Genomic DNA, 22,632 nt, shown 5'->3' with positions numbered 1-22,632 from the left:
CCCCCGGGTGCGGTTCCGTCACTGCCCCAGCATGGTATTGAACACGCCGGGCAAGGTCACCTCCAGCAGTTCCACGTCCTGCGACGGCTCGCTGAGGCGGGTCTTCATGCCGGGCGGGATGACAAAGGCGTCGCCCTGCTCCAGCCGGTAGTGCTCGCGGCCCTCGCCCTCCAGCGTCACCTCGCCGTTCATGACGAACGTGAAATGGATGTCAGTATCATGCGCCGCCCATTGCGGCGCGCCCTCGCCCCGGCGCACCACCTGCACGCCGGCCACGCCCTTGGTGTTCTCAGCAATCGTGGTGTCGCGGCAGATGTAGCCCGGCAGGCGGAACGGCATCCACGCGGCGCCCTCGGCCTTGTTGTAGACAAAGCGCTGGCCCTGCCATTCCCGTTCGGGGCGGTAGTGCGGGGTCGGCAGGGTCATCTCGTGGTCGATTTCAGTGACATGTTCTGCGGGCACGCCGATCTCGATCACCTGCACGTTGTCGCTGGCCTCCAGCACCCGGTGGCGGATTTCCGGCGGCTGGATGAAGCAATCTCCTGCGGTCAGGCGCATCTTGTCTCCCTGGTCCTCATAGACCACATCGACCCAGCCGTGGATGCAGAAGATCAGCTGGAAGCCGACGCGGTGGAAATGCACCATGTCCGGCACCGGGCCGCCGTCCGGGATACGGATGTGGCTGGCAATGATCGAGCCGCCCAAACGGTCCGGCACCAGGTCGCGGTAGTGCATCCCCGCACGGCCAATGATCCAGGGCGCCTGGTCCTTGAGACGGCGGACCACGAAGCTGTGCACCGTCTCCGGCATCACCATCGGCGGGTGGCGCTCCTCGATCTCGACTTTGGTGCCATTGGGCGCGGTCAGGCGGCGCTGGCCTTCGGCAAATCCATCAGGATTTTCAGTCAGAATGCGGATTGTGCCGGGGCTTTCCTCTGCCCCTTTTTCGATGCGCAGGCGCAGCCCGTGGCCGGAAAACACTGCGGTGCGCGGATCATCCGCCGGATAGATCATGTCCATCTTCATGCCCAAGACCTTGGTGTAGAACGGAATATCGTCGCGCAGTTCCTGCGTGGGCAGGCGGATTTCGGCGATTGTATCGCTCACGTTTTCACTCCCTTTTCATTTGCCCGGAACTGTGGCCGCGGGGCAGGATTTATGCAAGAAGCCGCCGCTTGCCCGCCGCCGCGTCCGATTGCGTCAGTTTGCGCTAGGTTTCCGGCAGGAAAAATGGTTTAACGCTAAACAATACGATTTTCGAGGAGCGCCAGATGTCCGATTCACAGAACCTGCGCCAAGCCGCACTCAATTATCACGAGTTTCCGCGCCCCGGTAAGCTGGAGATCCGGGCGACCAAGCCGATGGCCAACGGGCGCGATCTGGCGCGCGCCTATTCGCCCGGCGTCGCGGAGGCTTGCACCGAGATCAAGGCGGATGAAGCCAATGCGGCCCGCTATACTTCGCGCGGGAACCTGGTGGCGGTGGTGTCAAACGGCTCGGCGGTGCTGGGGCTGGGCAACATCGGCGCGCTGGCCTCCAAGCCGGTGATGGAAGGCAAGGCGGTTCTGTTCAAGAATTTCGCGGGCATTGACTGCTTCGATATTGAGGTCAACGAAAGCGATCCGGAAAAGCTGGCCGACATCGTCTGCTCGCTGGAGCCGACCTTTGGCGCCATCAATCTGGAGGACATCAAGGCGCCGGATTGCTTTGTGGTGGAAAAGATCTGCCGCGAGCGCATGAACATTCCGGTGTTCCACGACGACCAGCACGGCACCGCAATTGTGGTCGGCGCCGCGGCCAAGAACGCGCTGCACGTAGCGGGCAAGTCGTTCGAGGAGATCAAGATCGTCTCCACCGGCGGCGGCGCGGCGGGGATTGCCTGCCTCAACATGCTGGTGAAGCTGGGCGTGAAGCGGGAAAACATCTGGCTGTGCGACATTCACGGGCTGGTCTACGAGGGCCGCGAGGAGGACATGAACCCGCAGAAGGCGGCCTTTGCCCAGTCCTCGGACCTGCGCACGCTGGATGAGGTGATGGATGGTGCGGACCTGTTCCTTGGTCTCTCCGGCCCCAATGTGCTGAAGCCGGAGATGGTGGAGAAGATGGCGGAGCGGCCGATCATCTTTGCGCTCGCCAACCCGACCCCGGAAATCATGCCCGACCTGGCGCGCAAGGTCGCGCCGAATGCGATCATTGCCACAGGCCGCAGCGATTTCCCCAATCAGGTCAACAACGTGCTGTGCTTCCCCTTCATCTTCCGCGGGGCGCTGGACGTGGGGGCGACCGAGATCAACGACGAGATGCAGATTGCCTGCGTCGACGGCATCGCCGAGCTGGCCCGCGCCACCACTTCGGCCGAGGCGGCAGCGGCCTACAAGGGTGAGCAGCTGACATTTGGCGCCGATTACCTGATCCCCAAGCCGTTTGATCCGCGGCTGGTGGCAGTGGTCTCCTCTGCCGTGGCCAAGGCCGCGATGGAGAGCGGTGTTGCGACCCGCCCGATCGAGGACATCCAAGCCTATAAGCAGAAGCTGAACCAGACGGTCTTCAAATCGGCCCTGCTGATGCGCCCGGTGTTCGAGGCCGCCCGTGCCGCTGCCCGCCGCATTGTCTTTGCCGAAGGCGAAGACGAGCGTGTGCTGCGCGCGGCGCAAGCGATCCTGGAGGAGACCACCGAAACCCCGATCCTGATCGGCCGGCCCGAGGTGATCGAGCGCCGCTGCGAGAAGCTGGGACTGGACGTGCGTCCGGGCCGCGATTTCCAGCTGGTGAACCCGGAAAACGACCCGCGCTATTACGATTACTGGAACAGCTATCACAAGGTGATGCAGCGCCAAGGCGTGACGCCGGATCTGGCAAAGGCGATCATGCGCACCAATACCACCGCAATTGGCGCCATCATGGTGCACCGCGGTGAGGCGGACAGCCTGCTGTGCGGCACCTTCGGCGAGTACCGCTGGCATCTGAACTATGTGCAGCAGGTTCTGGGCGGCAACAGCTATTCCCCGCATGGGGCACTGTCGATGATGATCCTGGAGGACGGGCCGCTGTTCATCGCCGACACCCATGTGCGGATCGAACCGACGCCGGAGCAGATTGCCGAAACGGTGATCGGGGCGGCCCGCCACGTGCGCCGCTTCGGGATCGAGCCCAAGATCGCGCTGTGCTCGCAGTCGCAGTTCGGCAATATCTCCTGCGATACCGGCAGCCGTCTGCGCGCCGCGCTGGAGATCCTCGACGACAAGCGCCGGGACTTTGCCTATGAGGGCGAGATGAATATCGACACCGCGCTGGATCCGGAATTGCGGGAAAGGATCTTCCCCAATTCGCGGCTGGAGGGCGCGGCGAATGTGCTGATCTTTGCCCATGCCGATGCGGCTTCGGGCGTGCGTAACATTCTGAAGATGCGGGCCGGCGGGCTGGAAGTGGGGCCGATCCTGATGGGCATGGGCAACCGCGCCCACATCGTCTCACCCTCGATCACCGCGCGCGGGCTACTGAACATGGCCGCCATTGCCGGCACCCCGGTGGCGCACTACGGTTAACTGCGCGGCCGCGAATTACCGCTGGCCGCCCATCCAGGGAGGCCAGCCATGAAAGGGCATTGCCACTGCGGCGCCGTGCATTGGGAAAGCCAGGCCGAGGCGGCCTGGAGCTGCTATTGCCACTGCGCCGACTGCCGCCGTATTTGCGCGGCACCTGTCACCGCATTCTTCGGACTGCCGCATGAGGCGGTCAATTGGTCCGGTGCGGAACCCAAGGTCTACAATTCATCGGAAGGCGTCGAACGCCTGTTCTGCGGCGCCTGCGGCACCCAGATGGCCTACCGCACCGCCCGCGATCCGGTGAACATTCACCTCTACACGGCCACGCTGGAAAGCCCCGCCGCTATGCCGCCCAGGTTCCATGTGTTCCATTCCGACCACGTGAGCTGGCTGGAGCTGAAAGACAGCCTGCCGCGCTACGCCAAATCCTCTACCGGGTGATTCCCGGCGGCAGGGCCTGCGGGGCCGCAACTGAATTTGCAGGTTTGCAAAATTTCGGCGCCTTGCCGGATTATTCTGCAGCAAACTCCGGTTTGCAAAGCAGACGGGCTGCAAACCGGCCAAGACTTGTAAATCTGGTAAACCATCTGCGCGAATCCGGGTGAAACCTGTAAATTCCTTGACGAACCTTGCGTACGGAAACGGCAAAACTTGCCCGCTCCCCGGTTCCTCGCCTACCCATTTGGCAGGAGGAGATAGACACCATGGGATATCAGGACATTTACGCCGCCTGGAAACAGGACCCGGAAGGTTTCTGGATGGAGGCCGCCAAGGGCATCAGCTGGGACGAGGCCCCGAAGCAGGCGCTGTTTGACAAGGGCGACGGCCTTTATGAGTGGTTTGCCGATGCCAAGGTGAACACCTGCTACAACGCTGTTGACCGCCATGTGGAAGAGGGGCGCGGCGAGCAAACCGCGATCATCTATGACAGCCCGGTCACCCATACCAAGCGTGAAATCTCCTATGTCGAGCTGCGCAACCGCGTGGCCACCCTGGCCGGCGCGCTGCGCGCCAAGGGGGTGGAGAAAGGCGACCGCGTCATCATCTACATGCCGATGATCCCCGAGGCGCTGGAGGCGATGCTGGCCTGCGCCCGCATTGGCGCGGTGCATTCGGTGGTATTCGGCGGCTTTGCCTCTAACGAGTTGGCGGTGCGGATCGACGATGCCAAGCCCAAGGCGATCATCGCTGCCTCCTGCGGCATCGAGCCGGGCCGCATCGTGCATTACAAGCCGCTGCTGGATGGCGCCATCGACTTGGCGGAGCACAAGCCGGAGTTCTGCGTGATCTTCCAGCGCGAGCAAGAAGTGGCAGAGCTGATCCCGGGCCGCGACGTGAACTGGCACGGCTTCCAGTACGGCGTGGAACCGGCCGAATGTGTGCCGGTCGAGGGCAACCACCCCTCCTACATCCTCTACACCTCCGGCACCACTGGCCAGCCCAAGGGGGTGATCCGCCACACCGCAGGCCAGCTGGTGGCGCTGAACTGGACCATGAAGAACATCTACAACGTCGATCCCGGCGATGTGTTCTGGGCCGCGTCGGACGTGGGCTGGGTCGTGGGCCACAGCTACATCTGCTACGGGCCGCTGATCCACGGCAACACCACCATCGTGTTCGAGGGCAAGCCGGTCGGCACCCCGGATGCAGGGACCTTCTGGCGGGTGATTTCGGAGCACAAAGTCAAAAGCTTCTTCACCGCCCCCACCGCATTCCGCGCGGTGAAGCGGGAGGATCCCAAGGGCGAGTACGTCAAGAAGTACGACCTCAGCTGCCTTCGCCAAGTCTATCTGGCGGGCGAGCGCGCTGACCCGGACACCATCACCTGGGCGCAGGAGCAGCTGAAGGTGCCGGTCGTCGACCACTGGTGGCAGACCGAGACCGGCTGGTCGATTGCCGCCAATCCGCTGGGGATCGAGGAGCTGCCGACCAAGCTTGGCTCGCCTGCGGTTCCGATGCCGGGCTATGAAGTGGATATCCTTGACGAGGGCGGCAACCCGGTCGCGGCGGGCGAGCTGGGCGCAATTGCGGTAAAGCTGCCACTGCCGCCGGGCACGCTGCCGACTTTGTGGAATGCGGAAGACCGGTTCAAGAAGAGCTATCTCACCACTTTCCCCGGCTATTACGAGACGGGCGATGCCGGCATGAAGGACGAGGACGGCTACCTCTACATCATGGCGCGCACCGATGACGTGATCAACGTGGCCGGCCACCGGCTGTCGACAGGCGGCATGGAGGAAGTACTGGCGGGCCATCCGGATGTCGCCGAATGCGCGGTGATCGGCGTGGCGGACAGCCTCAAGGGGCAGATGCCCGTGGGCTTCCTGTGCCTGAACGCGGGTGCGGACCGCGATCATGGCGAAGTGGTGTCCGAGGTCGTGAAACTGGTACGCGAGAAGATCGGCCCGGTGGCTGCCTTCAAGCTGGCGGTTGTGGTCGACCGTCTGCCCAAGACCCGCTCTGGCAAGATCCTGCGCGGTACCATGGTGAACATCGCCGACGGCACGCCCTGGAAGATGCCTGCGACCATCGACGATCCCGCGATCCTGGACGAGATCACGGCGGCGCTGCAGACCATCGGCTACGCCAAGTAACGCGCGCGTTTCCCGGCACGGGAAACGGCCAAAAATCCTGCGAGGATTTTTTGAAGGCTCCGCCCGCAGGCGGAGCCTGTTTTCCGTCCGGTTTTGCTTGCAACTCCGCCCTGCCCGCCTAGGCTGCGGCCAGGGAGGCTTGAGCATGACAAAACCGGAACTCTGGCAACTGAGCGCCACTGAACTGACTGCCCTGACCCGCGCCGGGGATCTGAGCGCCGAGGACGCAGTGCAAGCCTCCATCAGCCGGATGAACGCGGTGAACCCCGGCCTGAACGCAGTGGTTGAGGATCTGAGTGCCGAGGCGCTGGAACGCGCCCGCGCGCTGGACACGGCGCGTGCAGGCGGCGCGCAGCCCGGCCCGCTGCAAGGGGTGCCGGTCACCATCAAGATCAACGTTGACCAGAAGGGCCACGCCACCTCCAACGGCGTTACCGCGCTGAAAGACCTGATTGCCCCGGCGGACGCCCCGGTGGTGGAGAACCTGCACAAGGCCGGCGCGGTGGTTATCGGGCGCACCAATACTCCGGAGTTCTCCTTCCGCGCAGACACAGAGAACCCGCTGTTTGGCCGCACCCATAACCCTTGGGGGCGCCATATCTCGCCCGGCGGATCCTCGGGCGGCGCGGGGGCGGCCGTGATGGCCGGGATCGGCGCGCTGGCGCACGGCAATGACATCGGCGGCTCCCTGCGGTTTCCCGCCGCGGCCAACGGCGCCGTCACTGTGAAGCCGGGCCTGGGGCGCGTGCCTGCCTGGAACCCCAGCCAGACGGTCGAACGCGGGCTGCTGGCGCAACTGATGTCTGTGCAGGGGCTGATCACCCGCACGGCAGAGGACCTGCACCTGTCGATGCCTTCGCTGATTGCCGCCGATCCGCGCGACCCCTTCCATGTGCCGATGCCCTGGCGCGGCGCGGCGCCGGACGGCCCCATAAAGGTTGCCTTTACCAAGAACACCCACGGCTATGATCTGCACCCGGAGGTCGAAGCAGCGCTCGACTTTGCACGCGATGCGCTGGCAGATGCCGGTTATGCTGTCGAGGAGGCGGAGCCGCCGAATGTCTTTGAGGCCGGGCGCACTGGCTACCGCGCATTGATGGGAGAAATCTATGCGCTGATGAAGCAGGACGTGGATGCCGCCGGCTCGCAGACCGTGCGGGATATCTTCGCCGTCTACTTCCAGGAGTTTCCGCCCTTCTCCGGCGAGGAGCTGTTGCAGATGATGGCCAAACGCACCCATTACGCACGGCAATGGTCACTGTTCATGGAGGACTACCCGCTGGTGCTGTCACCCTTCCTGCCGCAGCCATTCTTCCGGCCCGACCGCGACACCGAGGGCGCGGACGGCGTGCATGAGGTGCTGGGGTGTGCCGTCTATTCCTACGCGATGAACTTCCTCGGCCTGCCTGCAGCCTCCGTTCCGGCCCGGCTGGCGAAGCTGCCCAACGGCCCCCAGCCGATCAATGTGCAGATCGCCGCCCGCCGCTGGCGCGAGGACCTGGCCGTGGACGCCTGCGCCGCAATCGAGGCCCGCGCCGGCCGCATGTGCCTGCCGCTGTGGGAGAAGATGCAGTCGGGTTGCACTGCGTGATCCGTAAGGTTTCAAGCCAAGACGGCGGCGTGCCGGCTTGTGGCCCTGAACAGATAAAAACCCGGCGATGCCCACTCAACCCAAGTAGCGCTAAAGGCGAAGAAGCGCTGAAGGCACCTTGCCTCCGCAATGGAAATGGCTCCGCAATAAACGCTTAGGTCCCGGGGAACGGAGTAAACCGCCCCCGGGGAACTTCCATACCCAATCAACTCACTACATACAGCAGCCGTCCCGCCACACCAGGCGAACCCGGCTTGGGGCGCTGGTCCCCTGGGCGTTACCGGCGGAAAACAATGACACTGGTTACTCGAAACACACCGGCACGGCACCGTGGCGCGTCAGCCCTGCGGCAGAAGCCATCCACATCTGCCTGTGGAAAAGCATCGCATGGAATCCTTACCGGGAAGTTCACAAACTCGTGAATGGCCCGTTAAACAGTTAAGTAAACTGCTCTGAAATAAGCCTTTCTTCCAGCCCGTGGCCGGGATCGAACAGGATCTTGTGGCGGATCTTCGGATCGGTGCGGATCTCGACCCAGTCGATATCGGCCACCGAGATCGAGTCCGCATCAGCCATCACCGGGCGCTTGTCCGCCTCCAGCACGTCAAACCGCACCATTGCATTGCTGGGCAACAGCGCCCCGCGCCAGCGCCGCGGGCGGAAGGCGGCAATGGCGGTCAGCGCCAGCACATCGGCCCCGATCGGCAGGATCGGCCCATGCGCCGAGTAGTTGTAGGCAGTGGAGCCTGCAGGGGTGGACACCAGCGCGCCGTCGCACACCAATTCCTCCATCCGCACCCGGCCGTCCACCGACACCCTGAGCCGCGCCGCCTGCGGGCCCGCGCGCAGCAGCGACACCTCGTTGATTGCCAGCGCCTTGTGCACCTCGCCGCGGCGGTCCATGGCGGTCATCGACAGCGGGTTGATGATCTCCTTCACCGCATCACCAAGCCGCTCGATCAGCCCGTCCTCGCGGTATTCGTTCATCAGAAAGCCGACGGTGCCGCGGTTCATGCCGTAAACCGGCGCCGGGTGATCGACCATTGTGTGCAGGGTGCGCAGCATGAAGCCGTCGCCGCCGAGCGCCACGATAATGTCAGCCTCTTCGGGGGGCACTTGCCCATAGCGGCGGGTCAGTTCGGCGAGGGCTTCCTGGGCAACCTCCACCTCGCTGGCCAGAAATGCAATTCTCAAACCCATCAAATCTGTTTCCGGTATTAGGCAACTGGTTCCGAAACAATCACAGCTTTCCGCCAAAGGCCATAGTTGCCGTTCTGTCGCAGGGAAATGTCGCTTTACAGGCTTCCTGCGCAAAGATGTTTCCGATAGGAAATCCCTCAATTCTGACCCCAGCTCAAACGGAGCCACCATGACTGAAGCGACCCGTGATCCCGGCTTTTTCACCCAATCCCTCGCCGAGCGCGATCCTGAGCTTTATGCTTCGATCACCGCGGAACTGGGCCGCCAGCGCGACGAGATCGAGCTGATCGCCTCGGAGAACATCGTCTCCGCCGCAGTGATGGAAGCGCAAGGCTCGGTACTGACCAACAAGTATGCCGAAGGCTACCCGGGGCGCCGCTACTACGGCGGCTGCCAGTATGTCGACGTCGCCGAAAACCTGGCCATCGACCGCGCCAAGCAGCTCTTTGGCTGTGAGTTCGCCAACGTGCAGCCGAACTCCGGCTCCCAGGCCAACCAGGGCGTGTTCCAGGCGCTGCTGAAGCCCGGCGACACCATCCTCGGCATGGACCTGGCCTCCGGCGGCCACCTGACCCATGGCGCGGCGCCGAACCAGTCGGGCAAGTGGTTCAACGCGGTGCATTACGGCGTGCGCCAAAGCGACAACCTGATCGACTACGACCAGATCCAGGCGCTGGCGACCGAGCACCAGCCGAAGCTGATCATCGCCGGCGGCTCCGCCATCCCGCGCCAGATCGACTTTGCCAAATTCCGTGAGATCGCCGACAGCGTCGGCGCCTATTTCATGGTCGACATGGCCCACATCGCGGGCCTGATCGCGGCCGGTGAGCACCCCTCGCCGTTCCCGCACGCGCATGTCGCCACCACCACCACTCACAAGACCCTGCGCGGCCCCCGCGGCGGCATGATCGTGACCAACGACGAGGCCATCGCCAAGAAGGTGAACTCGGCGATCTTCCCGGGCATCCAGGGCGGCCCGCTGATGCATGTGATCGCGGGCAAGGCGGCGGCCTTCGGCGAGGCGCTGAAGCCGGAGTTCAAGGCCTACCAGAAGCAGGTGCGCGCCAACGCGGCGGCGCTGGCGGATCAGCTGATCCAGGGCGGCCTGGACATCGTGACCGGCGGCACCGACACCCACGTGATGCTGGTCGACCTGCGCCCCAAGGGCGTGACCGGCAACATCGCCGACAAGGCGCTGGGGCGGGCCCATATCACCACCAACAAGAACGGCATCCCGTTCGACCCCGAGAAACCCACTGTGACCTCCGGCCTGCGCCTCGGGACCCCGGCCGGCACCACCCGCGGCTTCGGCGAAGCGGAGTTCCGCCAGATCGCCGACCTGATCATCGAGGTGATCGACGGGCTGGCGGCCAACGGTGAGGAAGGCAACGCCGATGTGGAAGCCTCGGTGCGCGCCAAGGTCGCGGACCTCTGCGCCAGGTTCCCGCTGTACCCGAACCTGTAAGCCCTTTTGGGGACTGAGAAACCGAACCGCCGCGGCCCAGCAGCCGCGGCGGTTTTCTGTTGGCAGCAAAGGAAGTTCTCCCGCGCCCCGCCGGAGCATTCCGGATGCCCTGCCGGGCATCCCGGATGCACCGGCACGGGCCTTGGGCCCGGCAGCGCCCCTTGCAGGGGCGCTGCCCGCGCCGTGCGGCAAGCACGGCGCCATGCCCAACGCTTTCGGGACGGCATCAGGCAGTCCGGAAAGGGGCGGGAGTGTCTGGCCTCGAATTCCGGCTTATTTTTCAGACCATGGACCGTTCGATTCACCCCCGTATGGGACGCGTCAGATTGAAACGAACCCGGCGGCGGAAGCGCAGTTTGGGCGACTGGATGCGCAAACGCCTGCCTCAGGCGATCAGCGAATTCCGAATGGTCGCGGCTGGATCTGGCAGCCGGAGCGAGGGCTGGCGGCGTTTTCTTCAGCGTTTTCCTGTGGCTGCCAAGAATTCAGGTATAGGCAGCAGGACCTGGCTGTATAACGGGCAGGTCAGCGTCCAGTGGGTGAGCCACGCCAAGATGGGGTCTTGGTACATGCTGATGAATTTCAGCTTGGTCACCGTCACGCTGGTCTTCCGCGAGGTGCTATCCCCGGCAGAAAGTGGCCAGATCCCGGATTTCGCGCTCAGCCGGGCGCCTTCCGGATATGCCAATCCGCGGCGGCCCGGTTTCTGCGGAACGCAGCTTCCGCCGGATTGGAACTACGCTCAAAGCACTGGGTACGGCGGCAACGTAACGCGGGAAATCAGATCAGCCCGCGCCAGCGCAAGACCACGATCAGCAGGATCAGCACCACCAGAATGGAGAACGCGATATTGCCAAGGATGCCCAGCCAGAAGCCCTTGCGCCGGTCGGCAATGTCGATTTCCTTGAGATGCGCCTTGACCTCGCGGGCGGCGCCGCGCAGCGGTTTTTCGTCCACGGTCTGCCGCAGCTTGGGGTGTTCCAGCGCCGGCAGGGCATCGGCAATTTTCATGCCCTGCTTGTAGATCCTGCGCGGCAGGCGGCGGCGGACGCGTTTCAGCGCGGCGGCGAGGTCGCCGGAGGCATGCTCGCGCTCCTTCAGCAACATGCGGATCTCTTCGATATCCTGGTCCAGGCTGGCGGCCATTCCGGCACTCTCCCTCAACTGCCTATTGCCGCCACCCTAGCCTGCGGCGGCGCCCGTCTCAATGGGGCTGGCAAGCCTCCGCCTGCCCGGCTATCAAGGCGGCATGCTGAACACGATCACTCATGGCTCTGCCACCGGACAACCGCCGCTTCTGATTGCCCACGGTCTTTACGGCTCGGCCCGTAACTGGGGCGTCATCGCCAAACGCCTGTCGGATGAGCGGCTGGTGGTGGCCGTGGACATGCGCAACCACGGCGACAGCCCGCGCACGGACAGCCACACCTACCCGGAGCTGGCAGAGGATCTGGCCGAAGTTATCGCGGCGCATGGCGGGCAGATGGATGTGATCGGCCATTCCATGGGCGGCAAGGCTGCGATGATGCTGGCATTGAACCACCCCGAAGCGGTGCGCCGGCTGGTGGTCGCCGACATTGCGCCCGTCGCCTACGGCCACACCCAGATCCAGTTCATTGACGCCATGCGCTCAGTCAGCCTCGAAACAATCGAGCGCCGCCCCGAGGCCGCAGCGCAGCTGGCGGAGGCAGGGGTGGAGCCGGCGCTGCAGAGCTTTTTCACCCAGTCGCTGGACCTGCCGAACAAGCGCTGGAAGCTGAACCTGGATACGCTGGCGGATCAGATGCCCAGTATCATGTCCTTCCCGCAGACAGAGGCGTCCTGGCAAGGGCCTGCGCTGTTTCTGTCGGGGTCCGAGTCGGATTACGTGCTGCCGGAGCACCGGGATGAAATCCGCGCGCGCTTCCCCTCTGCCCGGTTTGCCAAGCTGCCCGGCGCGGGCCATTGGCTGCACGCCGAGAAACCGCGGGAGTTTGAGGCCGCCGCGCGGGTATTCCTCAACGCCTAGGCGCCGCGGGCATAGAGCTGCTTGGCGACCAGCCACGCGACCGGCATTCCCGCAACCGCTCCTGCCGCTGCCGCAGCGAGAATCGCCTGAACCGAGACCATTCCTGCCGCCAGAACCGCGATCACGCCAACCCCTGCCAGGCTGCTGCCGATCAGTGAATAGAGGATGGATGCAAGGCGCAACATGGGCTTTCTCCTATGCCTTCGACTGTCTTGCGCACAGGCATATGGATTTGCGAATATTTACGCCTTGATCCTGATCAGTTTGCGCCTGAAGCAATCCTAGCGGGTATACATTTGTTTCTTGAAGGCCCGGGTCCTGTCCGTCGCTGCGGCTGAGCCGTCGTGATAGGTGCCGAACCATTTGTCGAAGGGAATTTCCGAAGTGCCGTAGTTGCACTCGAAATACCGGTGATGCAGCTGGTGGAAGAAATCGCCGGCCTTGGCGGCCTCTGTTCCCCCCGCAATCACCCGCTCGAAGCCGGAATGGGACAACACAGGGCTGATCTGCTGGAACATCGCATGAAACGCGAGGTGCAGCGGATGCGAGGGCACGATCAGGTGGATGAAATAGGTGGTGAAGTAGAGCAGGTTTTCATACCAGTGGTTGGAAATCCCCGACCACGGACCAGTGTTTACGTTGCGATGGTGCACCGCGTGGACGTGTTTGTAGAGCCGCGGATGATGCTCCAGCCGGTGCACCCAGTAGAAATGCAGGCCGGACCACATCGGGATCAGCAGCATCCAGAGCACGCACCAGACCGGAGCTTCTGCAAATGTCACAACCGGCACCCAGCCGTTGGCCATCAGCCAGTAGATGCCCCATTGATAGACCGTGGCCACCGTGATGGCGCTGCCGAGAGTCCACCAGATGTTGTCCAGCACCTGGTTTTTGAAAGTGAAGGTGCCGTTGCCGCGGGACAGATCGCGCTTGTCGAACTTCTTCCGCATCCCCTGGCCCTTGCGCATGTAGAGCCACCAGTGGAGCCCCCCGGCCACCGCCGCCTGCGGCAGCAGGTTGGCGAGCCAGACCTGCAGCATCCAGCCAGGCCGGAATTCGGCCATGTCAGCCAGCGGCGGCAGCAGCCAGGCATAGATGGCAAGCGCCAGCAGGAAGCAAACCGTCAGCGCCGTAATCTCCAGCCAGGCGCCGCGGTACCAGGCAAGCACCGCCGCGGGCCGCGGCGGCCAGGTGAACAAAGGGTTGAGCGGCACCGGCCCCTTGGGGCGGTAGTTCCAGCGCTCAGCTTCGCGGTCCGGGATTGTGCCGTGCATCGGGCTGCCTCCTTCCTGGTGCCTCAGGTTGCGTAGTTGGAACCTTCGTCGTCGAGGATCGCCTTCAGCTCCGCCAGGTAGCGTTCCGCCTGATCCGGGTAGTCCTCCAGTTCCTGCGCGGTTTTCTCGGCGATCTCGTCGCTCAGCACCCGCAGTTTCCGGCCGGTTTGCAGGGCGCGGATATAGGTCTCCGCAGCGCGCTCGAAATAGTAGAGGCGGTTGAAGGTGTCCGCGACGCTGTCGCCGATCACCAGCACGCCGTGGTTGCCCATGATCATAGTCTTCACCTTGGGGTCGGTCAGCATCGAGGCGCAGCGGGCGCCCTCGTCCTCAAACGCCAGACCGCTGAAATCGCCATCCACAACATAGCGGTTGTAGAAGGTGGCGGTGTTCTGGTCGATCGGCGGCAGGGTGCTGTCGGCGAGGCAGGCCAGGACGGTTGCGTGGATCGAATGCACATGCATCACACAGCGCGCGTGCGGGCAGAGCCGGTGGATCGAGCCGTGCAGCCCCCAGGCGGTGGGGTCCGGCGCGTCGGGGCGCTCCATTGTCTTGGGGTCGTTTGCGTCAAGCAGCAGCAGATCCGAAGCCTTTACCCTTGCGAAATGCACCTGGTTCGGGTTCATCAGGAACTGGCTGCCGTCCTCGTTCACCGCCAGGCTGAAGTGGTTGGCCACCGCCTCATGCATGTTCAGCCGCTCGGTCCAGCGGAAGGCCGCGGCCATGTCGACGCGTTCCCGCCAATGGGTGAGGTTCGGGTTCACTGCTGTTTGCTTGTTCATCTGCACCTCCAAAGCCGGTTTCCCTAGTGGTGCCAGCCGCATTCCCTGCTGACAAACGATTGATTCAACCGCTATGCATTAATTGAACTAATGCATAGGTCGCGCATCCATGTCTTCGCCCGTTTCGCCATCACCTTCCCTGCCCCCGCTGACCTGGCTGCGCGCCTTTGAGGCCAGCGCCCGGCACCTGTCCTTCACCCGTGCCGCCAGCGAGTTGAACCTGACGCAATCCGCCATCAGCCAGCATGTGCGCAGCCTTGAGAACTTTCTGGGCCGGGAGCTGTTCATCCGCAAAACCCGAGCGCTGGAGCTGTCGGAGGCCGGCGCCAATTACATGCCGATCGTGCGGGAGGCCTTTGACCTGATCGCGGCGGGCACTCAGGCCTTTACCGGCGGCGACCAGGGGCGGCATCTGGTCCTGCAATGCAATATGGCATTCTCAGTATTCTGGCTGTCTCCGCGCCTGCCGCGGCTGTATGCGCGTTTCCCTTGGCTGGTGCTGAACATCGTGACCCCGATCTGGGACCCGGAGCGGCATGCCGCCTCTGCCGGAACGGAAATCCGGTTCGGCCGCCCCAATGACATGTCGGCGGCGGCGGTGCGGCTGACCCGCGACCGGTTCTACCCGGTCTGCGCGCCGGGCTATCAAGGCGGTGAGGTTGATTTCAGCACTGCGACGCTGCTGGATTGTGCGGGCGTCACAGGCTCTTGGGGGGCGTGGTTCAAGTCACAGGATCTGCCGTTTGACCGCAATCACGAGATCAACCTGGCTTCCACCTACGTGATTGCCATGACGGCTGCGGTGAATGGCGCGGGCATGGCGATGTCGCATGACACGCTGGCGGGCGGGCTCTTGGAGAGCGGGCAGCTGGTCCGCGCCAGCGGTCATTCGGCAGAGCTGCTTGAGAACTATTTTCTGATGCCGCCGCCAAGCCATGCCAGCACCCCGGCGTCGCGGGCGTTTCTGGAGTGGCTGGAGGGGGAGCTGCCGCCAATTTAGAAAGTTCCGCCCGGCGGCACGCCGGGCAGCGCCACTCCGCCCCCACGGGCGGGCGCTTCGCTTCCGCCCGCGGACGGTCGCCGCCCTTTTCATGCGCTCACCAGCTTTGAATTTTCAACTTTTCCCTACAAGTCCTGCCGAATGTTCGCAATACGCCCGTACCTTGCACCATTACCCGCTTGCTGCTAAACGCGCGCCACCGGTCGCAGCCTACCCGGTCACCAAAACAAGGGTTCAAAAATGAAAACTATCGTTATCTGCTCGGGCGGGCTGGATTCCGTTTCGCTTGCCCATATGGTCGCTGAGGAACATCAGCTGACCCGTCTTGTCTCCTTTGATTACGGCCAGCGCCACAAGAAGGAACTCGACTTTGCCGCCGCCGCAGCCAAACGGCTGGGCGTGCCGCATGACATCATCGACATGAGGGGTATCGGCGCCGCGCTTTCGGGCTCTGCCCTGACCGATGACATCGACGTGCCGGACGGCCACTACGAGGAAGAGACCATGAAGGTCACCGTGGTGCCGAACCGCAACGCGATCATGCTGACCATCGCATACGGCATAGCCGCTGCAAACGGCGACGACGCCGTGGCCACGGCGGTGCATGGCGGCGACCACTTCATCTATCCGGACTGCCGCCCGGCCTTTACCGAAGCGTTTGACGCCATGCAGCGCGCAGCACTCGACGGCTATGCCGACGTGCGGCTCTACACCCCGTTTGTACACCGCACCAAGGGCGACATCGTCACCGCGGGCGCCAAGCACAACACCCCCTTTGCCGACACCTGGTCCTGCTACAAGGGCGGGGAGAAGCATTGCGGCCGCTGCGGCACTTGTGTGGAACGGCGCGAAGCGTTCCATCTGGCAGGCGTTGAGGATCCGACGGAATACGCCGACCCCGATTTCTGGAAAGCGGCAATTGCCGCCAAGGACGGCGCCTGATGTTCCGGATCACCAAGGAGTTCCATTTCTCCGCCTCGCATCAGCTGACCCATCTGCCTGCGGACCACCAATGCGCCCGGCTGCACGGCCACAACTATGTCGTGGTGGTGGAACTGGCGGCCAAGGAGCTGAACAGCGACGGGTTCGTGCGCGACTATCACGAGCTGAAGCCGCTGAAGGACTATATCGACGAAACCTTCGACCACCGGCATCTGAACGACGTGCTGGAGGGGCATTCGACGGCGGAAAACATGGCCAAGCACTTCTATGACTGGTGTCATGCGCGGTGGCCGGAAGTCGCCGCCGTGAAAGTCTCGGAGACCCCGAAAACCTGGGCGGAGTACCGGCCGTGACCCTGCGCATCGCGGAAATCTTCGGCCCCACGATCCAGGGCGAAGGCGCCCTGATCGGGGAACCAACGGTGTTTGTACGCGCAGGCGGCTGCGACTACCGCTGCTCGTGGTGCGACAGCATGCATGCAGTCGACAGCGCCCACCGGCATGACTGGGCGGTGATGGCGCCGGAACAGGTCATGGCCGAGGTGCGCCGCCTGTCGGGTGGCAAACCGCTGACGGTGTCGATTTCCGGAGGGAACCCGGCGATCCAGGACTTCGCCCCGGTGATCGCCTACGGCAAGGCGGAAGGCTACCGTTTTGCCTGCGAGACGCAAGGATCGGTCAGCAAGCCGTGGTTTGCCGATCTGGATACGCTGGTGCTGAGCCCCAAGCCGCCCTCCAGCGGCGAAACGGTGGACTGGAAGGCCTTCGACCGCTGCCTTGAAGCGGCCGAGGGATGCGGCCAGGCGGTGATGAAGATCGTGATCTTTGACGACAAGGATTACGCCTGGGCCAAGGCCGCCGCCGAACGCCACCCCGAGCTGCCGCTGTACCTGCAGCCCGGCAACCCTGAGGTTGACCCGGACCTGCCGGTCGACTTGCAGCAGGCCACGGACCGGCTGCTGTGGCTCATCGAAAAAGTGACCGGCGACGGCTGGTTCACCCCCCGCGTCCTGCCCCAGCTTCATGTGCTGGTCTGGGGCAACAAGCGCGGCGTCTGAAGACAAGGAACCTGATATGTCCGACAGCATCTACAGCAACTTGAAACAGCTGGGCGGCGACACCATCGTGCCCGCCAGCCCGGAAGAGGCGGAACTGGAGCGTGTCCAGAACCCGCAGGCCGATGTGGCCTATAACGTGCGTTTCACCGCGCCGGAGTTCACCTCGCTCTGCCCGATGACCGGGCAGCCGGATTTTGCGCATCTGGTGATTGACTATGTGCCCGGCGAATGGCTGGTGGAAAGCAAGTCGCTGAAGCTCTTCCTCACCTCCTTCCGCAACCACGGAGCCTTTCACGAGGATTGCACCGTCTCCATCGCCCGCCGCCTGGCGGACTTCCTGGAGCCGCAGTGGCTTCGCATCGGCGGCTACTGGTATCCGCGCGGCGGCATTCCGATCGACGTATTCTGGCAGACCGGCCCGATGCCCGACGGCGTCTGGATCCCGGACCAGGGCGTGCCCCCCTACCGCGGCCGCGGCTGAGCGGATTTTGCAGTAAGAAATGGAAACGGCCCGCGAGCACTCAGCTCCCGGGCCGTTTTATTTGCAGCACGTTTCACCCGCATATTCCGCGGCGGCGCCCGGCATGTGCTGGAACCGGTCCTCCATCCAAGCGTTAAGCTGATAACGCCGCGGATCCAAATCCTGCGGCCTTCGGCAAAGCGTATGCGTAACGGAGGGCAACTTATGGCAAAGGATTACACCCAAGGGGACCGCATCGTCCGGCATTCCCCCGCAGGCGATGGCAACAGCCCCGAAGTCTGGGGCCTGTACGAGCCGGAAACCGGGTCAGTGCAATACATCTGTGCGGATCCGCAAACACGGAAAGCAGCGCTGATCGACGTGGTCTGGGATTTCGACACGCAGAGCGCCCGCACCACGCAGGACAGCATCGACCACGTGATGCGCGTGGTCGAGAATGAAGGGCTGGAGCCCGCCTGGATTTTGGACACCCATCCGCACGCCGACCATCTGATGGCCTCGGCCCGGCTGAAAGAGCGCACGGCAGCGCCAACGGCCATCGGTGAAAAGGTGCGCGACATCGCTGAGCTGTGGCGCGATTACTACCACATGCCGGACGCGTTCGATCCGGGGCGTGACTTTGACCGCCTGCTGGCGGATGGAGATACTTTGGAGCTAGGCAATCTGCAGATACGGGTAATGCTGTCGCCCGGGCACACGCTGGGCTCGGTCACCTATGTCTGCGGCGACGCGGCCTTTGTGCACGACACGCTGATGCACGTCGACGTTGGCACTGCGCGGGCGGATTTCCCGGGCGGGTCGGCGGAAGAGCTGTGGCAGTCGATCCAAGCTATACTGTCCCTGCCGGAAAAAACCCGGCTCTTCATCGGCCATGACTACGGCACCGATGACCGGGACACCCCGGCTTGGGAAGCCACCGGGGGCGAGCACCTGGAGCACAATCCGCACGTGAAGGCGGGCACCCGGAAGGAAGACTGGATCGCGCAGCGCGAGGAGCGCGACGAGACGCTCGCCCTGCCGGACCGGATGCTGGCAGCACTGCAGGTGAACCTGCGCGGCGGCCGCTTTGCCAAGGCCGAAAGCGACGGCAATCACTACCTGAAAATCCCCGTCAACAAATTCTGAGGTGAGACCAATGGCACTCAGCGTGAAAGAGATGATCGAATCCGCCCGGGCGCAGATCAGCAAGGCCAGCCCCCATGAAGCACATGCCGCGGCCGGTACGGGCGGCCTGATCCTGGATGTGCGCGAAGGCAATGAGCTGCAGCAGGAGGGCACCGTATCCGGCAGTCTCCACGTCCCCCGCGGCCTGCTGGAATCCAAAGCCGATCCGGACAGCGGCGGCGCCGAGTCGGCTCTCACCACCCGGCGTGACGACACGAAAGTCTATGTGCTCTGTGCGTCCGGCGCCCGCGCAGCACTGGCCGCGCATACGCTCTGCCAAATGGGCTATGACGCCGCTCTCATTGAAGGCGGATTGGAAGGGTGGAAAGAAGCCGGTCTTCCGGTTCAGCAATCAGCATAGGGCTGTTCGGAACCTGTGACCGGGCGTTGCCGGGCGCGCCCCCCAGCGCCTCGTCAAACCTGTTTCAAAGCAGTTTTTTCTTGGGTGCAGCCGTAAAAACCGGATGCAGCCGAAAGCTGCATTAATTGGACTCGAAAACCGGTCAATTTTCTGAAAAAATGTTTAAGATTTTATGCAACTCGCACTCTTTGGCGGCGCCAACGGGAGTTTCAGGCTATTGGGAGGGAAAATTAAATAACGGGGGACCTTAATGAATTCGCTCGATATGGGAAAAACACTTTCAGGCTACTTGCATACGCTTTCGCAGGCTGGCCTTCAGATCGAAATGTTCACCGATTTCGAGAAAGTGCCCGCAACCGCTGCCCTGTCAGGCCGCCAGTTCCAGATGCCGGGTTTTGCAATTGAGCGCGCCGACCACACCGAGAATTCGGCCTTTTGGCTGTTTCTGAAGGAGAATGGCACCTATATCGGCGGCGCGGCGGCGATGCTGCAGGACCTGGGCCGCGAAACTCTGGCGGAATTCCTGTTGCGCACCTCCCGCCACCAGTTTCCCAATGCGGCAGGCGGCGGTGTCGAAAGTGTCGCTGAGCCGCTGGCTCGTGAGGTCAGCGGGCGGCTGGCCTATATCGGCGAGCTGAATTTCCTTCCGGGCCGCCGCGGAAAGCGGGCGGAGCGGCTGGCGCCATTCATGCGGACCTTCCAGATTCTGGCGATCCAGAAATGGGACGTGGACTGGATCTATGCGTTCATTCCAGACCGTCACATGCAAGCGCGGCTGGATCTGGTCTATGGCTTCAGCCGAGCGATTCCCCGCGCGCAGAAATGGCGCGCCCCGGAACCGGAAGTGCGCAGCAGCACCGAATGGTTTGTCGGCTCCTCCCGGCTGGAAATGGAGCACATGCTGCAAAGCGACCTAGCCGAATTTGATATCCTGTGAGAAATTGGCCACCAACAGCTTGCCGTCCGGCAAGTAGACCGGCGCGAGAACCCGCCGGTACTGCCGGGTGAAGCGGCGGCCGTTCAGCAGCTTTACGTCCAGCGACGGGTGGGTGATGACCGGCTCTCCGCGGTTGATCGCCTCGCTGTGGGCCATCACCAGATCGGCGTTAACCTTGTCGCTGAAGCCGTTCAGCGTGTCCCGCAGCTGACCGCTGCTGGACACCTCGAAGCAGATGGAGGCGAGGCTGTGGGCTCCGGACTGGATCGGCTGGATGCGGTTCTTCTCCGGATCCGGCGGATCGAACATGTCCACCGCGTGCTGCAGCTGGTCAAAGCCCTCCAGCCGCCCGCTGTTGGAAAACCACCAGTCCAGGAAATCCTGCAGCGAGACGTCCGTGCCGCAGTACTGCCGGGTGCGGGCAGCGGCCTGCATCTGCGCGTTCAGGATCTCAAAAGCCTTGCTGCTGTGCCCGCCTGCCTGGCGTTCCGGCAACAGCTCCAGCGCCGTTGTCTCAGATGCAAAGTAATGAAACGACACCCCAAGCCCGCGCGCCAGTGCATCAAGCGTGCTCCAGCCGATCTCGCGCTCATTTTTGAGCGCACTGTTGAAAGTGCCATAGGGAATGCCGCATTTCAGCGCTGCTTGGCGGTTGGACAGGTTCATGTCCGCGAGCAGCGCGGAGATTTTTTCGTGTATCAGCGCCATGTGTTAAAGATCTTTCACATTTCAACCGACATCTTGCACAAAACTACCGTTACAGCAATGCAATCTTTACGTGATCGCGCCATGTTTCGATTGCTCTGGAGCCAAAGCCGGATCCAGCCGAGGCTGGTGCTCTAGGGGCATTTGCTGCTGAGAAAACAATGGTGCGGACGGCGGGACTCGAACCCGCACGGCCATAAGGCCAGGAGATTTTAAGTTCCAGTTGAACCGCGCAAAATCAGCCACTTGGCCGGATCTGCTCCCACGGACAAAGCGGAAACGTAGGGGGAATGTGGGAGCGGGCGCTATTTGCACAGATCTGAATCCGGCGGGTCGATGACGGAGCAGCGAAAGACCAAGCAGGAGTGCTGACCGGCCACCACCTCCTCAAGATAAGACCGCTCTTGCTCCGTAAGGTCTGGGGTTTCTTTCAACAACCGTGCAGCGTGCTCCTTCGGGACTGGCATCGCCTTCGCTCCTATGTGGACTCGTCGCCAACGAGGCGCGAGTTAACCGGCATCAGTGCCGTATATCCGACATCGCGGATCAGGTTGGCCGCATCATTTCGCAGCGGCTCGTCACTAATCCACCAGCGACGAAAGAACCCGCGCCAGCCGGTGCGCTCGACCGCCATATTGTGGAGAATGTTAAGCGCCCTCATTTCTTGCTCTCTGGTCAACGTCTCGCTCCTTAGATGGACTTCGGTTTCATCGCGCGAATTTTCGCCGCAAGTTCCGGATCTGACCGCATGGCAAGTTCCGTGGCCTTTTCGATGAAGGCATCAAAATCCGGCTCGGCAACCATGCGATTGTGCTTCGGGTTCTCGAACCAAATTGCCGACCTTTCCGCGGCGAATGCCTCTCGCAGGCTGTCGAAATATTCGAACTCCACGCGCGCAATCTGCGGGAACCATTCGGCGCTGCTTCGGTGCTTGCGCTCACGGTTCTCGTAGCTCGTGCAGGCGCCGATGTAGAGCAACACGCCATCCTCATCGAAGTGGCGATACACACACGGTGCCTTCTTGTAGACAGGCGCAGGAACCTCTTTTTTCTTGCGCCGCTTCCCGCCCGTTTTCCGGTTCTCCGCAACATGAGCCGCACCAATTGCGCGCGATGCCGCCCCAGCCACCTCCGCGATCTGCTCATCTGTGCTGACTTCATTGCCGCCAACGAACAGGCGACGACCGCCTGCCAGTATCTCGCTTGCAAACCAGCGCACATCAGCGGCAGACAAGCCCGCGCAGATCGGCGACATGACGTGAACCGTATCACCATCGAGGGACGCCTTAAGCACGTCGTTTCGTTCCTCAAGCTGTGACTTTGGCCGGGTTGATCCGCGCGAAATCTTGTCGACCCAGACGGGGCCGTAGGCGTCCCGCGAGATACCCAGATCCCTGAGGAACTCCACCTGCTCCGCGTAAGACGGGCGACCTGGCGCAACCAAGATATAGCCCCATTGAACGCATTTTCCGGACATTAACTTACACCCTCGCCGTCAAATTCGGTGAAACCAGCTAACTTACACCG

General features: G+C 63.1%; 23 protein-coding genes. 14 read left to right on the top strand and 9 right to left on the bottom strand.

Translation table 11 applies throughout. From position 1 onward, the window contains the following. Window positions 1–18: 18 nt before the first annotated feature. Window positions 19–1,107, bottom strand: coding sequence for a cupin domain-containing protein (locus ACXAED_RS15975; protein WP_475051326.1), 1,089 nt, complete (start codon window positions 1,105–1,107; stop codon window positions 19–21). Window positions 1,108–1,271: 164 nt separating this feature from the next. Here ACXAED_RS15975 and ACXAED_RS15970 point away from each other — a divergent pair, with 164 nt between their 5' ends. From ACXAED_RS15970 to ACXAED_RS15955, 4 genes are all read left to right on the top strand, one after another. Further along, a complete protein-coding gene (locus ACXAED_RS15970) occupies window positions 1,272–3,545 on the top strand; it encodes an NADP-dependent malic enzyme (RefSeq protein ID WP_475051325.1) in 2,274 nt (757 codons plus the stop codon). Between the two features lie 48 nt (window positions 3,546–3,593). Beyond that, the gene (locus tag ACXAED_RS15965; protein ID WP_475051324.1) at window positions 3,594–3,986 is read left to right on the top strand and encodes a GFA family protein; all 393 of its coding nucleotides are present in this window, start codon (window positions 3,594–3,596) and stop codon (window positions 3,984–3,986) included. Window positions 3,987–4,249: 263 nt separating this feature from the next. Further along, complete coding sequence (gene prpE, locus ACXAED_RS15960; protein ID WP_475051323.1) at window positions 4,250–6,139, top strand: propionate-CoA ligase PrpE; 1,890 nt, start codon at window positions 4,250–4,252, stop codon at window positions 6,137–6,139. 145 nt (window positions 6,140–6,284) lie between these two features. Continuing rightward, window positions 6,285–7,730 (top strand): amidase family protein, encoded by a 1,446-nt coding sequence (locus ACXAED_RS15955; RefSeq protein WP_475051322.1) that lies wholly within the window; start codon window positions 6,285–6,287, stop codon window positions 7,728–7,730. Between the two features lie 438 nt (window positions 7,731–8,168). Here the strand turns inward: ACXAED_RS15955 and ACXAED_RS15950 are convergent, their stop codons facing one another. Continuing rightward, window positions 8,169–8,930, bottom strand: a complete 762-nt coding sequence (locus tag ACXAED_RS15950) for an NAD kinase (protein WP_475051321.1) — start codon at window positions 8,928–8,930, stop codon at window positions 8,169–8,171. 169 nt (window positions 8,931–9,099) lie between these two features. Here ACXAED_RS15950 and glyA point away from each other — a divergent pair, with 169 nt between their 5' ends. Beyond that, the gene (gene glyA / locus ACXAED_RS15945) at window positions 9,100–10,395 is read left to right on the top strand and encodes a serine hydroxymethyltransferase (protein ID WP_475051320.1); all 1,296 of its coding nucleotides are present in this window, start codon (window positions 9,100–9,102) and stop codon (window positions 10,393–10,395) included. A 780-nt stretch (window positions 10,396–11,175) separates the two neighbouring features. Here the strand turns inward: glyA and ACXAED_RS15940 are convergent. Continuing rightward, entirely contained in the window at window positions 11,176–11,541 is a 366-nt protein-coding gene (locus tag ACXAED_RS15940) for a hypothetical protein (protein ID WP_475051319.1), read from the bottom strand. A gap of 61 nt (window positions 11,542–11,602) precedes the next feature. Here ACXAED_RS15940 and ACXAED_RS15935 point away from each other — a divergent pair, with 61 nt between their 5' ends. Then, window positions 11,603–12,403 carry an alpha/beta fold hydrolase gene (locus ACXAED_RS15935; RefSeq protein WP_475051318.1) on the top strand — a complete coding sequence of 267 codons (801 nt, stop codon included), beginning with the start codon at window positions 11,603–11,605 and terminating at the stop codon, window positions 12,401–12,403. Here the strand turns inward: ACXAED_RS15935 and ACXAED_RS15930 are convergent. From ACXAED_RS15930 to ACXAED_RS15920, 3 genes are all read right to left on the bottom strand, one after another. Further along, on the bottom strand, window positions 12,400–12,588 hold the full coding sequence (locus ACXAED_RS15930; protein WP_475051316.1) for a hypothetical protein: 189 nt from the start codon (window positions 12,586–12,588) through the stop codon (window positions 12,400–12,402). The two genes, ACXAED_RS15935 and ACXAED_RS15930, sit on opposite strands and share 4 nt — an antisense overlap. Before the next feature lie 96 nt (window positions 12,589–12,684). After that, window positions 12,685–13,677, bottom strand: coding sequence for a sterol desaturase family protein (locus ACXAED_RS15925; RefSeq protein WP_475051315.1), 993 nt, complete (start codon window positions 13,675–13,677; stop codon window positions 12,685–12,687). Window positions 13,678–13,700: 23 nt separating this feature from the next. Beyond that, window positions 13,701–14,459, bottom strand: a complete 759-nt coding sequence (locus ACXAED_RS15920; protein WP_475051314.1) for a class II aldolase and adducin N-terminal domain-containing protein — start codon at window positions 14,457–14,459, stop codon at window positions 13,701–13,703. Between the two features lie 109 nt (window positions 14,460–14,568). Here ACXAED_RS15920 and ACXAED_RS15915 point away from each other — a divergent pair, with 109 nt between their 5' ends. From ACXAED_RS15915 to ACXAED_RS15880, 8 genes are all read left to right on the top strand, one after another. Beyond that, complete coding sequence (locus ACXAED_RS15915; RefSeq protein WP_475051312.1) at window positions 14,569–15,459, top strand: LysR family transcriptional regulator; 891 nt, start codon at window positions 14,569–14,571, stop codon at window positions 15,457–15,459. A 240-nt stretch (window positions 15,460–15,699) separates the two neighbouring features. Further along, window positions 15,700–16,401 (top strand): 7-cyano-7-deazaguanine synthase QueC, encoded by a 702-nt coding sequence (gene queC / locus ACXAED_RS15910; RefSeq protein WP_475051311.1) that lies wholly within the window; start codon window positions 15,700–15,702, stop codon window positions 16,399–16,401. Then, complete coding sequence (gene queD / locus ACXAED_RS15905) at window positions 16,401–16,754, top strand: 6-carboxytetrahydropterin synthase QueD (RefSeq protein WP_475051310.1); 354 nt, start codon at window positions 16,401–16,403, stop codon at window positions 16,752–16,754. Before queC ends, queD begins: the two co-directional genes overlap by 1 nt. Continuing rightward, the gene (gene queE, locus ACXAED_RS15900) at window positions 16,751–17,458 is read left to right on the top strand and encodes a 7-carboxy-7-deazaguanine synthase QueE (protein WP_475051308.1); all 708 of its coding nucleotides are present in this window, start codon (window positions 16,751–16,753) and stop codon (window positions 17,456–17,458) included. The genes queD and queE overlap by 4 nt, the downstream gene beginning before the upstream one ends. Window positions 17,459–17,474: 16 nt before the next feature. Continuing rightward, on the top strand, window positions 17,475–17,939 hold the full coding sequence (queF, locus tag ACXAED_RS15895; RefSeq protein WP_475051307.1) for a preQ(1) synthase: 465 nt from the start codon (window positions 17,475–17,477) through the stop codon (window positions 17,937–17,939). A 204-nt stretch (window positions 17,940–18,143) separates the two neighbouring features. Further along, window positions 18,144–19,064 carry an MBL fold metallo-hydrolase gene (locus ACXAED_RS15890; RefSeq protein WP_475051306.1) on the top strand — a complete coding sequence of 307 codons (921 nt, stop codon included), beginning with the start codon at window positions 18,144–18,146 and terminating at the stop codon, window positions 19,062–19,064. Window positions 19,065–19,074: 10 nt separating this feature from the next. Beyond that, window positions 19,075–19,464, top strand: a complete 390-nt coding sequence (locus ACXAED_RS15885; RefSeq protein ID WP_475051305.1) for a rhodanese-like domain-containing protein — start codon at window positions 19,075–19,077, stop codon at window positions 19,462–19,464. Between the two features lie 250 nt (window positions 19,465–19,714). Beyond that, window positions 19,715–20,401: a hypothetical protein gene (locus tag ACXAED_RS15880; RefSeq protein ID WP_475051304.1), complete on the top strand. Its 687-nt coding sequence runs from the start codon at window positions 19,715–19,717 to the stop codon at window positions 20,399–20,401. Here ACXAED_RS15880 and ACXAED_RS15875 read toward each other — a convergent pair. The 3 genes from ACXAED_RS15875 to ACXAED_RS15865 all read right to left on the bottom strand — a co-directional run bounded on the left by ACXAED_RS15875 (window position 20,378) and on the right by ACXAED_RS15865 (window position 22,582). Further along, window positions 20,378–21,109, bottom strand: a complete 732-nt coding sequence (locus tag ACXAED_RS15875; protein ID WP_475051301.1) for a helix-turn-helix domain-containing protein — start codon at window positions 21,107–21,109, stop codon at window positions 20,378–20,380. The two genes, ACXAED_RS15880 and ACXAED_RS15875, sit on opposite strands and share 24 nt — an antisense overlap. 475 nt (window positions 21,110–21,584) lie before the next feature. Next, window positions 21,585–21,785 (bottom strand): hypothetical protein, encoded by a 201-nt coding sequence (locus tag ACXAED_RS15870; RefSeq protein ID WP_475051300.1) that lies wholly within the window; start codon window positions 21,783–21,785, stop codon window positions 21,585–21,587. Between the two features lie 11 nt (window positions 21,786–21,796). Further along, window positions 21,797–22,582 carry a GIY-YIG nuclease family protein gene (locus ACXAED_RS15865; RefSeq protein WP_475051299.1) on the bottom strand — a complete coding sequence of 262 codons (786 nt, stop codon included), beginning with the start codon at window positions 22,580–22,582 and terminating at the stop codon, window positions 21,797–21,799. Window positions 22,583–22,632: the final 50 nt, after the last annotated feature.

It is taken from the genome of Leisingera sp. ABM4_103 (genome assembly GCF_056158685.1).
This window is presented reverse-complemented; position numbering and strand designations above follow the sequence as displayed.

Bases quoted from the DNA above. Each gene is read 5' to 3' on its own strand.
- queF (WP_475051307.1), top strand. From the start codon at position 17,475: ATGTCCGACAGCATCTACAGCAACTTGAAACAGCTGGGCGGCGACACC.
- ACXAED_RS15930 (WP_475051316.1), bottom strand. From the start codon at position 12,588: ATGTTGCGCCTTGCATCCATCCTCTATTCACTGATCGGCAGCAGCCTG.
- ACXAED_RS15970 (WP_475051325.1), top strand. From the start codon at position 1,272: ATGTCCGATTCACAGAACCTGCGCCAAGCCGCACTCAATTATCACGAG.
- ACXAED_RS15875 (WP_475051301.1), bottom strand. From the start codon at position 21,109: ATGGCGCTGATACACGAAAAAATCTCCGCGCTGCTCGCGGACATGAAC.
- ACXAED_RS15940 (WP_475051319.1), bottom strand. From the start codon at position 11,541: ATGGCCGCCAGCCTGGACCAGGATATCGAAGAGATCCGCATGTTGCTG.
- ACXAED_RS15955 (WP_475051322.1), top strand. From the start codon at position 6,285: ATGACAAAACCGGAACTCTGGCAACTGAGCGCCACTGAACTGACTGCC.
- ACXAED_RS15885 (WP_475051305.1), top strand. From the start codon at position 19,075: ATGGCACTCAGCGTGAAAGAGATGATCGAATCCGCCCGGGCGCAGATC.
- queD (WP_475051310.1), top strand. From the start codon at position 16,401: ATGTTCCGGATCACCAAGGAGTTCCATTTCTCCGCCTCGCATCAGCTG.
- ACXAED_RS15935 (WP_475051318.1), top strand. From the start codon at position 11,603: ATGGGGCTGGCAAGCCTCCGCCTGCCCGGCTATCAAGGCGGCATGCTG.
- ACXAED_RS15890 (WP_475051306.1), top strand. From the start codon at position 18,144: ATGGCAAAGGATTACACCCAAGGGGACCGCATCGTCCGGCATTCCCCC.
- ACXAED_RS15920 (WP_475051314.1), bottom strand. From the start codon at position 14,459: ATGAACAAGCAAACAGCAGTGAACCCGAACCTCACCCATTGGCGGGAA.
- ACXAED_RS15965 (WP_475051324.1), top strand. From the start codon at position 3,594: ATGAAAGGGCATTGCCACTGCGGCGCCGTGCATTGGGAAAGCCAGGCC.
- prpE (WP_475051323.1), top strand. From the start codon at position 4,250: ATGGGATATCAGGACATTTACGCCGCCTGGAAACAGGACCCGGAAGGT.
- ACXAED_RS15915 (WP_475051312.1), top strand. From the start codon at position 14,569: ATGTCTTCGCCCGTTTCGCCATCACCTTCCCTGCCCCCGCTGACCTGG.
- queC (WP_475051311.1), top strand. From the start codon at position 15,700: ATGAAAACTATCGTTATCTGCTCGGGCGGGCTGGATTCCGTTTCGCTT.
- ACXAED_RS15950 (WP_475051321.1), bottom strand. From the start codon at position 8,930: ATGGGTTTGAGAATTGCATTTCTGGCCAGCGAGGTGGAGGTTGCCCAG.
- ACXAED_RS15880 (WP_475051304.1), top strand. From the start codon at position 19,715: ATGAATTCGCTCGATATGGGAAAAACACTTTCAGGCTACTTGCATACG.
- ACXAED_RS15865 (WP_475051299.1), bottom strand. From the start codon at position 22,582: ATGTCCGGAAAATGCGTTCAATGGGGCTATATCTTGGTTGCGCCAGGT.
- glyA (WP_475051320.1), top strand. From the start codon at position 9,100: ATGACTGAAGCGACCCGTGATCCCGGCTTTTTCACCCAATCCCTCGCC.
- ACXAED_RS15925 (WP_475051315.1), bottom strand. From the start codon at position 13,677: ATGCACGGCACAATCCCGGACCGCGAAGCTGAGCGCTGGAACTACCGC.